The 12577-nt window shown below is 72.1% G+C and carries 13 protein-coding genes; 7 read left to right on the top strand and 6 right to left on the bottom strand.

The window, feature by feature from the left end:
• The first annotated feature begins 82 nt into the window (after positions 1 to 82).
• Together JNO54_RS10410 and JNO54_RS10405 are read left to right on the top strand one after the other, a co-directional pair.
• A complete protein-coding gene (locus JNO54_RS10410) occupies positions 83 to 1000 on the top strand; it encodes an ABC transporter ATP-binding protein (RefSeq protein ID WP_204143845.1) in 918 nt (305 codons plus the stop codon).
• 29 nt (positions 1001 to 1029) lie between these two features.
• The gene (locus tag JNO54_RS10405) at positions 1030 to 1794 is read left to right on the top strand and encodes an ABC transporter permease (protein ID WP_204143844.1); all 765 of its coding nucleotides are present in this window, start codon (positions 1030 to 1032) and stop codon (positions 1792 to 1794) included.
• Here the strand turns inward: JNO54_RS10405 and JNO54_RS10400 are convergent.
• On the bottom strand, positions 1775 to 3391 hold the full coding sequence (locus JNO54_RS10400) for an FMN-binding glutamate synthase family protein (protein ID WP_204143843.1): 1617 nt from the start codon (positions 3389 to 3391) through the stop codon (positions 1775 to 1777). The two genes, JNO54_RS10405 and JNO54_RS10400, sit on opposite strands and share 20 nt — an antisense overlap.
• 70 nt (positions 3392 to 3461) lie before the next feature.
• Here JNO54_RS10400 and JNO54_RS10395 point away from each other — a divergent pair, with 70 nt between their 5' ends.
• The 4 genes from JNO54_RS10395 (at position 3462) to JNO54_RS10380 (ending at position 6888) form a co-directional block, all read left to right on the top strand.
• Positions 3462 to 4745: an alpha/beta hydrolase family protein gene (locus tag JNO54_RS10395; RefSeq protein ID WP_204143842.1), complete on the top strand. Its 1284-nt coding sequence runs from the start codon at positions 3462 to 3464 to the stop codon at positions 4743 to 4745.
• Positions 4746 to 4858: 113 nt separating this feature from the next.
• Positions 4859 to 5419 carry an elongation factor P gene (gene efp, locus JNO54_RS10390; RefSeq protein WP_204143841.1) on the top strand — a complete coding sequence of 187 codons (561 nt, stop codon included), beginning with the start codon at positions 4859 to 4861 and terminating at the stop codon, positions 5417 to 5419.
• Positions 5420 to 5833, top strand: a complete 414-nt coding sequence (gene nusB / locus JNO54_RS10385; protein WP_204143840.1) for a transcription antitermination factor NusB — start codon at positions 5420 to 5422, stop codon at positions 5831 to 5833.
• Between the two features lie 20 nt (positions 5834 to 5853).
• Positions 5854 to 6888, top strand: a complete 1035-nt coding sequence (locus JNO54_RS10380) for a GNAT family N-acetyltransferase (protein ID WP_204143839.1) — start codon at positions 5854 to 5856, stop codon at positions 6886 to 6888.
• Here the strand turns inward: JNO54_RS10380 and JNO54_RS10375 are convergent.
• Both JNO54_RS10375 and JNO54_RS10370 read right to left on the bottom strand, forming a co-directional pair.
• On the bottom strand, positions 6885 to 7559 hold the full coding sequence (locus JNO54_RS10375; RefSeq protein WP_204143838.1) for a 4a-hydroxytetrahydrobiopterin dehydratase: 675 nt from the start codon (positions 7557 to 7559) through the stop codon (positions 6885 to 6887). The genes JNO54_RS10380 and JNO54_RS10375 overlap by 4 nt on opposite strands.
• Entirely contained in the window at positions 7556 to 8509 is a 954-nt protein-coding gene (locus JNO54_RS10370) for a pirin family protein (RefSeq protein ID WP_204143837.1), read from the bottom strand. Before JNO54_RS10370 ends, JNO54_RS10375 begins: the two co-directional genes overlap by 4 nt.
• Before the next feature lie 44 nt (positions 8510 to 8553).
• Here JNO54_RS10370 and JNO54_RS10365 point away from each other — a divergent pair, with 44 nt between their 5' ends.
• Positions 8554 to 9951: an AI-2E family transporter gene (locus JNO54_RS10365; RefSeq protein WP_204143836.1), complete on the top strand. Its 1398-nt coding sequence runs from the start codon at positions 8554 to 8556 to the stop codon at positions 9949 to 9951.
• A gap of 3 nt (positions 9952 to 9954) precedes the next feature.
• Here the strand turns inward: JNO54_RS10365 and JNO54_RS10360 are convergent, their stop codons facing one another.
• From JNO54_RS10360 to JNO54_RS10350, 3 genes are read right to left on the bottom strand one after another with little or no spacing between them, the layout of a single operon-like run.
• The gene (locus JNO54_RS10360; protein WP_204143835.1) at positions 9955 to 10800 is read right to left on the bottom strand and encodes a MetQ/NlpA family ABC transporter substrate-binding protein; all 846 of its coding nucleotides are present in this window, start codon (positions 10798 to 10800) and stop codon (positions 9955 to 9957) included.
• Between the two features lie 12 nt (positions 10801 to 10812).
• The gene (locus JNO54_RS10355; RefSeq protein ID WP_267911330.1) at positions 10813 to 11493 is read right to left on the bottom strand and encodes a methionine ABC transporter permease; all 681 of its coding nucleotides are present in this window, start codon (positions 11491 to 11493) and stop codon (positions 10813 to 10815) included.
• A gap of 47 nt (positions 11494 to 11540) precedes the next feature.
• Positions 11541 to 12536: a methionine ABC transporter ATP-binding protein gene (locus JNO54_RS10350; RefSeq protein ID WP_307818162.1), complete on the bottom strand. Its 996-nt coding sequence runs from the start codon at positions 12534 to 12536 to the stop codon at positions 11541 to 11543.
• Positions 12537 to 12577 lie beyond the last annotated feature (41 nt).

Here is a 12577-nt window from a genome sequence, read left to right as displayed (position 1 = left end):
ACTCGAGGTTCATACCTGGGTCGGACCAGGACCAGCCCGTGGACCGACGACCGGGCGGTGCCCGGCGGGCCATCGTGAAGCCATGATCCAGATCGAGAACCTCACCAAGCGCTACGGCAGCTTCACCGCGGTCGACGACATCACCTTCGAAGCCAGGCCCGGCCGCGTCGTCGGCTTCCTCGGCCCCAACGGCGCCGGCAAGTCGACCGCGATGCGGATGATGACGGGCCTGACGCCTCCGACGAGCGGGTCGGCGACGATCCTCGGTCGGCCCTACCGCGACCTGCCCAACCCCGGTCGGCACGTCGGCGTCATGCTCGACGCCGCAGCCCAGCACCCGGGACGCACCGGCCGCGAGGTGCTCCGCCTGGCCTCGCTGCAGATGGGGGTGCCCAAGTCCCGGGTCGACGAGATGCTCGACCTCGTCGGGCTCACCGACGACGAGTCCTGCCGCCGCGTGCGCAACTACTCGCTCGGCATGCGTCAGCGGCTCGGGCTGGCCGGTGCGCTCATGGGCGACCCCGAGGTCCTCATCCTCGACGAGCCGGCCAACGGCCTCGACCCCCAGGGCATCCACTGGATGCGCGGTCTGCTGCGAGGACTGGCCGACGAGGGACGCACCGTCCTGCTGTCGTCGCACCTGCTCAGCGAGGTCGAGATCGTCGCCGACGAGCTCGTCATGATCGGCCGTGGCCGGATCGTCGCCCAGGGGACGAAGGGGGAGCTGCTCGCCCCCCGCGGCACCCGGGTCGTCTCCGTCGACGACACGGCCCTCCAGCTCGCCCTGGCCGATGCCGGGCTGACCGTCCAGGCGTTCGACGGCTTCCTCGTCGTCGAGGCCGACCCGGCCGTCGTCGGACGGCTCGCCCTCGACGCCCGGGTCGCGCTCGTCGAGCTGGGTGCTCACGGCGCTGCCGGGCTGGAGCAGATGTTCCTCGAGCTGACCGCCGCAGACAGCCGCTCCGTGCGCGACGCCGCCCTCGCGTCGAGCGCCGCCTAACCCCTTCGTACCGAAACCAGGAGAAACCCATGACCACCGTCGCAGCACCCGGCACCCCGCCCGTCCCGTGGACCCGGTCGGTCCACGTCGAGCTCCGCAAGTCGCTCGACACCCGCGCCGGCCGCTGGCTGATGCTCGTCATGTCCGGGCTCTCGCTCCTCGTCGCCCTCGTGCTCGTCGTGTGGGGGACGCGCGAGGAGCTGACGCTGCAGACCTTCGTGTCGATGATGAGCCTGCCGCTCCTCATGCTGCTGCCGATCGTCGGCATCATGGCGGCGACCCAGGAATGGTCGCAGCGCACCGGGCTCGTGACCTTCACCCTGGAGCCGCGTCGCGGCCGCGTGGTCGCGGCCAAGCTCGTCGCGTCCGTCCTGCTCGGGCTCGCCGTGATCATCGTCTCGGGCCTCGTCGCGGCCGCCTTCCACGCCGGCGTGGTCGTTCTCGGCAGCGCGCCCGGGGACTGGTCGATGGACGGCGCGGCCACCCTCGGGCTCGTCGTGACGCTGCTGATGTTCGTGCTGCAGGGCGTCGGTTTCGGCCTCGCGCTGCTCAGCACGCCGGTGGCGATCGTCGCCTCGCTCGTGCTCCCGACGGTATGGACCATCGCCTCAGCGCTCGTACCGCGGGTCGAGTCCGCCGCGGTGTGGCTCGACCTCAACCGGGTCACCGCGCCCCTCATGGAGGGCGCCATGACCGGCGAGGACTGGGCGCACCTCGGCACGTCAGCCCTCGTCTGGATCGGGCTGCCGATCGCCATCGGCACCTGGCGCGTGCTCAGGAGCGAGGTGAAGTGACCCCTTCGCCGGCGGCCTCGCCGTCGCGGTCGGGGTCGCGCTCCTCGGGCTCGGCGAGGCGCCGCATGATCCCCTCGATCTCCTCGCGGATCTCGGGACCGACCTGGCCCCACCCCGGCTGGTAGCCGAAGGCCTCGCGCAGCGTGACGCCGTGGGTGGCCTCGGTGACGAGCTCGATGTCGTCGCCGTCGACGAGCCCCGGGTGCCACACGCCGACCGCCTCCGAGACCTTGAGCAGGTCACGCCGCAGGGTGGTGAGGTAGTTCGCGAGCCGGACCGCCTTGCGCTGCGGGTCCAGGCCGGAGGTGAGCCACGCGTTCTGCGTCGCCACCCCGGTGGGGCAGTGGTCGGTGTGGCACTTCTGGGCCTGGATGCAGCCGATGGCCATCATCGCCTCGCGGCCGACGTGCAGGACGTCGCAGCCCAGGGCCATGGCGACGAAGGCGTTCTCCGGGAGGCCGAGCTTGCCGGACCCGATGAAGGTCACGCGGTCGGTCAGCCCGGCCTCGGCGAAGGTCGAGTACACCCGGGAGAAACCGAGCCGGAAGGGCATGGCGACGGCGTCGCTGAAGATCAGCGGGGCCGCGCCGGTGCCCCCTTCGCCGCCGTCGACGGTGATGAAGTCGACGCCGCGCTGCCCGTCGCGCATCTGGTCCGCGAGGTCGCGCCAGACGTCCATGTCGCCGACCGCCGACTTGATGCCGACGGGCAGCCCGGTCGCGTCGGCCACCCGCTCGACGAAGTCGAGCATCGAGTCGACGTCGGAGAACTCCGTGTGCCGGGACGGGCTCGCGCAGTCCACGCCCATGGGGATACCCCGGATCTGCGAGATCTCCTCGCTGATCTTCGCGGCGGGGAGCATGCCGCCCAGGCCCGGCTTGGCGCCCTGGCTCAGCTTGATCTCGATGGCCCGCACGGGTGCCGACTCGACGACCTCGAGGAGCCGGTCCATCGAGAAGCGTCCGTCCTCGTCGCGGCACCCGAAGTACGCGGTGCCGATCTGGAACATGATGTCGCCGCCCTTGCGGTGGTGCGGCGAGAGCGCCCCCTCACCGGTGTTCTGGTAGGCGCGGGCCAGCTTCGTCCCGACGTTGAGCGCCTCGATCGCCGGACCGGACAGCGAGCCGAAGCTCATCCCCGAGACGTTGATGACCGACCCGGGCCGGAAGGCGTGCCGACGCCCGCGGGCCGCTCCCATGACCTTAGCGGCGGGGAGCTCGACGTAGTCGTCGTGCTCGCCCTTCGCGCCGTGGGCCAGCGCCGACGACGGCGCGACGTCGGAGAAGGTGCGGTGCTTGATGACGACGTAGCCTTCTTGGTTCTCGACGTCGTTGTCCGTGCCGAAGCCCGCGTAGTTGTTGGCGAGCTTGCTGCTCGCGTACACCCAGGCGCGCTGGTCACGGCTGAACGGTCGCTCCTCGTCGTTGCTCGTGACGATGTACTGCCGCAGCTCTGGGCCGATCCGTTCCAGGAGATAGCGCAGGTTCCCGACGACGGGGAAGTTGTGCTTAAGGGTGTGCTCCTTCTGCAGCAGGTCGCGCGCAGCCAGAGCCGCGAGACCGGAGACAGCACCGCCGACGACGTACTTCATGACCATGCACGGCAGTCTGCCCCGGACTTCCCGTTTGTGCGACGATGCCGCATCCGTCCGCGAGCCGAAGGGCCTCATGACCTCCACCCAGCGCTCCACCCGGCGGGGGCCGCTGCGCGCTCTCCTCGTCGTCGTCGTGCTGGCGGTCGTCGCCGGCGCCGGCTGGTGGGGGACGCGGCAGGTGGGCGAGCCCCGGGCGGACGAGCCGCCGGCGGCCGCCGCAGCCCTCGGGGGCGCGCCCCAGGTGAGGCTCGGCCCGTCGGGTGCGGACTTCTACGACGCTGGCGAAGGGGTGGCCGCAGCCGGTCTGCCGGGCTCGGTGATCTGGCGGCGGCCGGTCGACCGGGCGGGCACGCTCGAGGGCGCGGTCACCGACCTCGTCCTCTACCGCTCCACGGGCGCGGACGGCGAGCTGACGGCGGTCTCCGGTCTCGTCACGGTGCCTGACCGGCCCGCGCCCGAGGGGGGCTGGCCGGTGATCTCCTGGGCGCACGGGACGACCGGCCTGGCCGACGACTGCGCTCCCTCGCGCGCCGCCCTCGGCGGGGCTGCCCGCGTCTACAGCGGCGCGATGGACGGCTTCGTCGCGGAGTACGTCGAGCGGGGCTACGCCGTCGTCCGCACCGACTACGAGGGCCTCGGGACGCCCGGACCGCACCCGTACCTCATGGGGGAGTCGCAGGGTGCGGCGGTGGCGGACATCGTCCTCGCCGCCCACGCGCTGCACCCGGGCCTGCTGTCGCGGGACTGGGTCGCGGTCGGGCACTCGCAGGGCGGGCAGGGGGCCCTCTTCGCCACCCGCTTCGCCGGCGGTGACGCCGGCCCGGCGCGGCTGCGGGGTGCGGCCGCGCTCGCGCCACCCTCCCAGATGGCTTCCGTGCTCGACCTTCTCAGGGACGGCGAGGGGCTGCCGAGCAGCGCCTTCATCGGGCCGCTCGTCCACAGCGCGGCGGTCGTCGCCGGGGTCGAGCCGGCGGAGGTGATCTCGGAGGAGGGGCTGGCGCTGCTGCCGCGACTCGAGGAGGAGTGCATCGCCGAGCTGTCGGCGCCGGACAGCTTCGGCGGCGTGAGCACCGGTGCCTTCGTCCGGGACGGCGCCGACCTCACGAGGGTCCGGGCGACCGTCTCGACGAACGACGCTGCCGCGCTCGACCCGCAGGTCCCCGTGCTCCTCGTCCACGGGGACCAGGACGAGCTCGTCCCGTCGCTCCTCAGCGACACCCTGAGCAGCCAGTACGAGGAGCGCGGTGTCGACCTCCGCTACACCCGGGTCCCGGGCGCGGGCCACGTCTCGGTGCTGGAGGACGGCCGCGCCGAGGTCGACGCCTGGCTCGACGAGCACCTGCCCGCCGGCGGATAGGGCACGGGCTCACGTCGGTTCGGACTCGGGGCTCGTGGCCGATAGGATGCCCGACGTTCCGTGCGCGGGCGGCAGATCCCGCGCGAACCCCGAGACGAAGGCGCAGCACGCACGTGGCATCGACGAACGACCTCAAGAACGGCATGGTCCTGCGGATCGACAACCAGCTCTGGTCGGTCGTGGAGTTCCAGCACGTCAAGCCCGGCAAGGGCCCGGCCTTCGTCCGGACCAAGCTGAAGTCCGTGACGACGGGCAAGACGATCGACAAGACCTTCAACGCCGGCACCAAGGTCGAGACGGCCAACGTCGACCGCCGCACCATGCAGTACCTCTACAACGACGGTACCGACTACGTCTTCATGGACCCCGACACCTACGACCAGATCCCGGTCAGCCCGGAGATCGTCGGGGACGCGCGCAAGTACATGCTCGAGAACCAGGAGGCGGTCGTCGCCCGCAACGAGGGCAACGTGCTCTTCATCGAGCTCCCCGCCTCGGTCGTCCTCGAGATCACCTACACCGAGCCGGGCCTCCAGGGCGACCGCTCGACCGGTGGCACGAAGCCGGCGACCGTCGAGACCGGTGCCGAGATCCAGGTCCCGCTCTTCCTCGAGCAGGGCACGAAGATCAAGGTCGACACCCGCGACGGCAGCTACCTCGGCCGCGTGAGCTGAGTGTCGGCACGCAGCAAGGCTCGCAAGCGCGCCCTCGACCTCCTCTTCGAGGCCGAGTCGCGCGGGCTCAACCTCGGCGGGCTGCTCGCCGAGCGGGTCGAGAAGCCGGTGACGGAGCACCCGCTGCCGGAGTACACGCGCACCCTCGTGAGCGGCGTCGTCGACCACTGGCGTGACATCGACGAGCTGCTCACGACGTACAGCCAGGGCTGGAGCCTCGATCGGATGCCCGACGTCGACCGGGCGATCCTGCGCCTCGGGACCTTCGAGATCCTCTGGTCCGACGAGGTGCCGGACTCGGTGGCCATCGCCGAGGCGAAGGCCCTCGCGACCGAGCTGAGCACCGACGATTCGCCGAAGTTCGTCCACGGGCTGCTGGCCCGTATCGCCGAGGTCAAGCCGACGCTCGCCTGAGCGGAGCGGCAGGGAGCGTCATGATCCGACCCGCCCAGCCGGCCGACGCCGCCGCCCTCGGGGCGCTGGGCGCCGCCCCGCGCGGAGAGGGGCTCGCCCTCGTCGTCGAGGGGCACGACGGAGCCGTCGTCGGTCTCGCCCATGCCCGGCCGCACGGCCCGGTCTGGCACCTCGAGCAGCTCTGCGTGCACCCCGCCAGCCGAGGCAAGGGGATCGGTGGCGACCTCCTCGACGCCATCGAGGCGCGCGCCCGCGACGGCGGTGCGCTGGCGATCAGCCTGCGGACCTACCGGGACGTCCCGGGGGACGCGCCGTGGTTCCTCCGGCGCGGCTACGAGGTCATGGAGCCCCCACCGTCGTCGATGGACGACATCATCGCTGCCGAGGCTGCCGCCGGGCTGCTCGACGGACCGCCGCGGGTGGCGATGCTGCGCCAGCTCGTCGAGCCCGTGACGCCGCGGGTCGCGGTGAGCGTCGTCCCGCTGCGCGACGGGGCGGCGGGTCTCGAGGTCTTCGTCCAGCACCGCGCGGCGACGATGGACTTCGCCGCCGGTGCCGTGGTCTTCCCGGGCGGGCGGGTCGACCCGGGCGACCGTGAGGCGACCGGGGATGCCGCCGCCCACGCGGAGGCGGCCACCGCGTGGGCGCAGACGAGCGTCACGGACGGTGACGTCCTCGCCGCGCTGCGCGCCGCGGCGGTGCGTGAGCTGGCGGAGGAGACGGGGCTGCGCGTCGACCCGGCTCGGCTGCTGCCGTGGGACAACTGGGTGACCCCTGCGGCCAGCCCGAAGCGCTTCGACGTCTCCTTCTTCGTCCTCGCCGACGAGGACGAGGTGCTCACGAACACGACGACCGAGGCCGTCCGGGCCGGGTGGGAGCCGGTCGCCGAGGTGCTGCGGCAGTGGGAGGCCGGCGACCTCTACCTCATGACACCGACGCGGGTGATCCTCGCGGAGGTGCTGCGGCTCGGCACGGTCGCCGAGGTCGTCGCGTACGAGCCGGTCATCGAGCCCGGCCGCCGCGACGGAGCGGCCGTGCGACCGCGGCGTGCCTAACCGTCGATGAGGCGCTGCTGCTCGCGGTCGAGGCTCGTGCAGATGCACGCCTTGTTGCCCTCGGCGTCGGCCAGCACGACGAAGGACGGGGCCAGAGAGTCGTCGACGAGCGTGCCCCCGGCCGCGAGCGCCGCCTCGATCCGCGGCTGTGCCTGGTCCGGGCCGACCCACACGTCGAGGTGGAAGCGCTGGCGGGGCTCCTCGTGGGCGTCCGTCCCCTGGAGCCAGAGCAGCGGGACACGGCCGCCGGGGTCGGTGATGTCGTCGTCGTCGACGTTGCTCGCGTCGCCGGTGAGCACCGCTGCCCAGAACGGACCGACCGCCGCCTTGTCGGCGGTGTCGAGCGCGAGCTCGAGGACGGTGGGGGCGGCCGGGTCGGCGGGGACCCCGCGCTCCGCGGCAAGGGCCGAGATCTGCCGGGCGAGGTCGACGTCGAGCGCGGTGACCCGGTTGCCCTCGTCGTGGGTGACGAGGGTGAGGTCGACGAAGGGCCACGTGAGGGTGACGTCCGGGTGGTGGTTGGCCGCCTCGGCGGCCTCGCCGACGGCGGTGACGAGGTCGACGCCCGTCGTGAACCCCTTCGTGAGGAAGCGGGCCCGCAGGGTGCCCGCGACGGGGCGCCAGTCCGCGAGGTCGGCGTCGAGGATCTGCTGGACGGTGAGCGCGCTCATGCCTTGCCCTTCCGGTTGCGGGGACGCAGCCGCACCGGCGGGAGCGGCGGCGCGGGGATGCGGGTCCGGCCACCGTAGTAGCCGGGGACCTCGCCGAACTGCTCCGAGCCACCCTCGTAGGCGGTCCGGAACTGCTCGATCTCCTCGTGGCTGCGCCCGATGAAGTTCCACCACATGACGATCTCCTCCTCGAAGGGGGTGCCGCCGATGAGGATGACGCGCGCTCCGTCGGGGCCGGCGACGAGACGCAGAGAGCCGGGGCCGGGGTCGAGGCAGGCGAGGTCGCCGAAGGCGAGGGCCGTCGGGTCGTCGGTGCCGGCGGCGACGCTCACGTCCCCGACGTCGAGGAGCACCCCGTGCTCGAAGGCGCGGTCGACGGGCAGGGTGAGGTCGGCGCCGGGGCGCAGGTCGAGCTGCGCGCCGAGCAGCGGCGCCGAGGTGGCGACGGGGGAGCGGTCGACCCCGGCGATCTCGCCGATGAAGACGAGCGCCGTGCCCGCCCCGTCGGTCAGCGCCGCGGTCGCCGGCGCGTGGTGCTCGAAACGCCGCTCGGAGAGGCGGTCGGCGTCCGGGAGCACGGTCCACAGCTGGACGCCGTGCAGCCGGTCGGTCTCGTCGGTGGAGACCTCGGAGTGGGCGATGCCGCTGCCCGCCGTCATGAGGTTGACCTCGCCGGGGAGGACCCGGGCGCTCACACCCCCGCTGTCGTCGTGCTGGACGACACCCTCGAAGAGCCACGAGACGGTCTGCAGCCCTGTGTGCGGGTGGGGCGGCACGTCCATGACGTGCTCTGCGTCGCCGACCTCCTCGGGGCCGTAGTGATCGACGAAGCACCACGCCCCGACGAAGGACCGGTCGCGGTGGGGCAGCGAGCGCCGCACCGTCAGGGCACGCAGCCCGCCGAGCGGGACGTCGCGGCCGGGGAGCACCTGGACCGGATGGGCAGCCATGCAGCCACTGTAGGAGCCCAGACCCCGGATAGCCTGCGGGGACGATGACTGATGACCGCGACGCCGATCGCCTCCCCGAGACCAGCACCGCCACCGCGGCGGAGACCGCCCAGGACAACGCGGTCGTCGGCGCCGGGGAGCCACCCGTCCCCGGGCACGAGGAGCTGACCAACCGCGGCGTCGACCGGGGGGTGATCATCGGGCAGGGTCTGGCCGAGGTCTCCCGCTGGTGCCTGCGGATCCTCATCATCGCAGTCCCGGTGGCCCTGCTCTGGTGGCTCCTCGCACAGATCTGGGTCGGGGTCTTCCCCGTCCTCCTCGCCCTCATCGTCACGACGATCCTGTGGCCGCCGACGGAGTGGCTCCGCCGCCGCGGGGTCCCGGCGGCGCTCGCCGCGATCCTCGTCCTCCTGACCTCCCTCGCTCTCGTGGTCGGGGTGCTGGCAGCGATCACCCCTTCGCTCGTCGGCCAGTCCACCGAGCTCGCCGACGCCGCGGGCAACGGGCTCGTCGAGGTCCAGGAGCGGCTGGCCAAGCCGCCCTTCAACATCGACAGCGAGACGATCAACGACCTCGTCGAGACGGCCCGCACCTGGCTCTCCGAGCGCGGCAGCCAGATCGCGTCCGGTGTCTACAGCGGGGTCGCGATCGTCGGGCGGGCGCTCGTGACCCTCGCCCTCGTGCTCGTCCTGACCTTCTTCTTCCTCAAGGACGGGCCGCGCTTCCTGCCCTTCCTGCGGCGCACGGCCGGCCGGACCGCCGGCCGGCACCTCACCGAGGTCTCTGCCCGCTCGTGGAACACGCTCGGGGGCTTCATCCGCACCCAGGCGCTCGTCTCCGCGGTCGACGCGGTCTTCATCGGCCTCGGGCTCGTCCTCCTCGACGTGCCGCTGGCGTTCGCGCTGGCGGTCCTGACCTTCTTCGGCGGGTTCATCCCGATCGTCGGGGCCTTCGCCGTGGGGACGCTCGCCGTCCTCGTCGCCCTCGTCGCGCAGGGCCCGATGACCGCGCTCGCCGTGCTCGCGATCATCATCGTCGTCCAGCAGGTCGAGGGCAACGTGCTCCAGCCGCTCCTCCAGGGCCGCTCGATGCAGCTGCACGCCGGGATCATCCTGCTCGCGGTCGCCGGGGGCAGCACCCTCTTCGGGATCGTCGGGGCCTTCCTCGCCGTACCGGTCGCCGCGGTCGTCGCGGTGATCCTGCGCTACCTCAGCGAGCAGGTCGACCTGCGCTCCGGCGACCTGCGGGCCGCGGACGTCCCCGTGGTGACCAAGGACGGCGAGATCGCCGCGCGCAGCGGCGAGGCGTCATGGCTGGCGCGCTCGCTGCCCCGCCCGCCGTCGGAGGAGCCAGCGGCTCCAGCGGCCATCACGGCGTCGGTGACCGTCGCGCGGATGCGCAGCGCCGCACGGGACGTCATCCGTCGCGCGCGGCGCCGCTGAGCGTCAGAAGGCCGGCAGCACCGAGCCGTCCGGCCAGGTCTCCTCGATGTACTTCTTGACCTCGGGGGAGTGGAGGAGCTCGTCGAGCTTCTTGAGTGCCTCGTTGTCCTCCTCGCCCGCCTGCACGGTGAGGAAGTTGGCGTAGACGTTGCCGTCCGCCTTCTCGACGAGGATCGCGTCCTTCGTCGGGCTGAGGTCGGCCTCGAGCGCGTAGTTGCCGTTGATGACGGCGGCGTCGAGGTCCTCGAGCGAGCGGACGAGCTGGGCCGGGTCCGTCTCGACGAGCTTGAGGTTCTTCGGGTTGTCCTGGATGTCGAAGATCGTCGCGTTCGTCGCGTCGACGCCGTCCTTGAGGGTCAGCAGGTCGTTCTCGGCGAGCAGCTGCAGCGCACGGCCCTGGTTGGAGGGGTCGTTGTTGATGCCAATCTGCGCGCCGTCCTTGATCTCGGAGGCGTCCCCGAGCGTCGAGCTGTAGAGGGCGAAGGGCTCGTAGTGGACCCCCTCGAAGTGGGCGAACTCGTAGCCCTTGTCCTTGACCTGCGCCTCGTAGTACGGGAGGTGCTGGAAGTAGTTAGCGTCGAGCGTGCCCTCGGAGAGCTGGACGTTCGGCTGGACGTAGTCGTCGAACGGCTTGATCTCCAGGTCGAGCTTGGCGTCCGCCGCGAGCTCGCTGTCGACGAACTCGAGGATCTTCGCGTGCGGGGTCGGGGAGGCACCGACGACGAGCTTGGTGACGCCGTCAGACCCTGCGGTGGGGGCGGCCTCATCACCTCCGCCTGCGCCGCAGGCCGTCATGGCGAGCGCCGCGACGGACGAGAGGGCGAGCACGCGGGTGGTGCGGGTGAGCATGGGTGGTTCCTTTCAGCGGTGGTCGAGACGACGCGCGAGTGCGTCGCCGAGCATCTGGACGATCTGGACGAGCAGGACGAGGACCACGACGCAGGCGATCATCACGTCGAACTCGAAGCGGTTGTAGCCGTAGGTCATCGCGACCGCACCGAGGCCGCCGGCGCCGATCGCGCCGGCCATCGCGGTGTATCCGACGAGCGCGATGAGCGTCGTCGTCATGCCAGCGACGATGCCTGGGAGCGCCTCGGGAAGGAGCACCTTGCGGGTGAGCTCACCGCGAGTCGCGCCCATCATGAGCGCAGCCTCGACCTTGCCCGAGGACACCTCGCGCAGCGAGGTCTCGACGAGCCGGGCGTAGAAGGGGATCGCGCCGATCGTCAGCGGCACGACCGCGGCCTGCCACCCGACGGTGGTCCCGACGACGAAGCGGGTGAACGGGATGATCGCGATCATCAGGATGAGGAAGGGCATGGAGCGCCCGACGTTGACGATCGCGCCGAGCACCCGGTGGGCGGTGGCGTTGGGGCTGAAGCCTCCAGGCGACGTCGCCTGGAGCAGCACGCCGAGCGGCACGCCGATGAGCAGGGTGATGAGGCCGGAGACCCCCGTCATGGCGAGGGTCTCCCACGTGGCTTTGAGCAGACCCTCGCGGATCACCGGGTTGTCCAGCCAGCGGCCGTCCTCGGTGAGCAGAGCGGGGAGCGTGACAGGGAGGGCGAAGGGGGAGGGGGCGGGGGCGCTCACAGGGTCACCTCCTCGACCGAGACGCCGGAGTCACGGAGCTGCTGCTCGGCCCGCGCGCGGTCGGTGCCCTCGGGCAGGAGCAGTCGCGCCCGACCGACGGTCCGCCCGCCGACCTGCTCGATGGTCGCCGCGGCGACCTGGGCGGGGGTGCCCTCGGCCCGGAGGGCGGTGAGCGCCCGCTCGAGCTCGTCGGGCTCGTCGCCGAGGCTCACGAGCACCGTGCGGGGCAGCTCGTCGGTGGGCGCGAGGGGGAGCGGCACGAGGTCGCGGTGGATCGACGTCGACGGGTCGCCGGCCAGGGCCGCGATGCGGCCGCTCTCGAGGACGCGGCCCTCGCCGAGCAGGGTGACGGAGTCGCAGATCTCGCGGACGACGGACGGCTCGTGGGTGATGACGACGATCGTGATGCCGAGCTCGTCCCGCAGGCTCTGGAGCAGCTCGAGGATCGAGCGCGTGGTCGTCGAGTCGAGCGCCGAGGTCGGCTCGTCGCAGATGAGGATGTCGGGTCGCGTCGCGAGTCCGCGGGCGATGCCGACGCGCTGCTGCTGGCCCCCGGAGAGCTGGGCGGGGTGGTTGTCGGCCCGGTCCTCGAGGTCGACCAGCCGGAGCAGCTCGGCGACCCGTGCACGACGGTCCTCGGCCGACCAGCCGGCGATCTCGAGGGGGAGCGCGATGTTGCGGGCGGCGGTGCGCGAGTCCAGGAGGTTGGCGTGCTGGAAGACCATGCCGAAACGCTGGCGGAACTCGCGCAGCTCGCTGCCGCGCAGTCCCGCGACGTCCGTGCCGTCGAGGACGACCTGCCCGGAGGTCGGCGCCTCGAGGCCGGTGATCGTGCGGACGAGGGTCGACTTGCCGGCGCCGGACCGGCCCACGATGCCGTGGATCGAGCCGCGCTCGATGCTCAGGTCGATGTCGTCGAGCGCGACGACGGGGCCGCGGCGGGAGGAGAACTCCTTGCGCACGGCGCGGAGCTCGAGGATGGGGGAGGTCACCGACCCATAATCAGATGTTATGTCTCGGATAACCAAATCGT

This window comes from Janibacter endophyticus (genome assembly GCF_016888335.1).
GTDB classification, from domain to species: Bacteria; Actinomycetota; Actinomycetes; order Actinomycetales; family Dermatophilaceae; genus Marihabitans; species Marihabitans endophyticum.
This window is presented reverse-complemented; position numbering and strand designations above follow the sequence as displayed.

Excerpts from the sequence above, each read along its gene's own strand:
- JNO54_RS10375 (WP_204143838.1), bottom strand. The coding sequence starts at position 7,559 with ATGAGCGCGCTCACCGTCCAGCAGATCCTCGACGCCGACCTCGCGGAC.
- JNO54_RS10370 (WP_204143837.1), bottom strand. The coding sequence starts at position 8,509 with ATGGCTGCCCATCCGGTCCAGGTGCTCCCCGGCCGCGACGTCCCGCTC.
- JNO54_RS10410 (WP_204143845.1), top strand. The coding sequence starts at position 83 with ATGATCCAGATCGAGAACCTCACCAAGCGCTACGGCAGCTTCACCGCG.
- JNO54_RS10400 (WP_204143843.1), bottom strand. The coding sequence starts at position 3,391 with ATGGTCATGAAGTACGTCGTCGGCGGTGCTGTCTCCGGTCTCGCGGCT.
- JNO54_RS10405 (WP_204143844.1), top strand. The coding sequence starts at position 1,030 with ATGACCACCGTCGCAGCACCCGGCACCCCGCCCGTCCCGTGGACCCGG.
- JNO54_RS10365 (WP_204143836.1), top strand. The coding sequence starts at position 8,554 with ATGACTGATGACCGCGACGCCGATCGCCTCCCCGAGACCAGCACCGCC.
- JNO54_RS10380 (WP_204143839.1), top strand. The coding sequence starts at position 5,854 with ATGATCCGACCCGCCCAGCCGGCCGACGCCGCCGCCCTCGGGGCGCTG.
- JNO54_RS10395 (WP_204143842.1), top strand. The coding sequence starts at position 3,462 with ATGACCTCCACCCAGCGCTCCACCCGGCGGGGGCCGCTGCGCGCTCTC.
- JNO54_RS10360 (WP_204143835.1), bottom strand. The coding sequence starts at position 10,800 with ATGCTCACCCGCACCACCCGCGTGCTCGCCCTCTCGTCCGTCGCGGCG.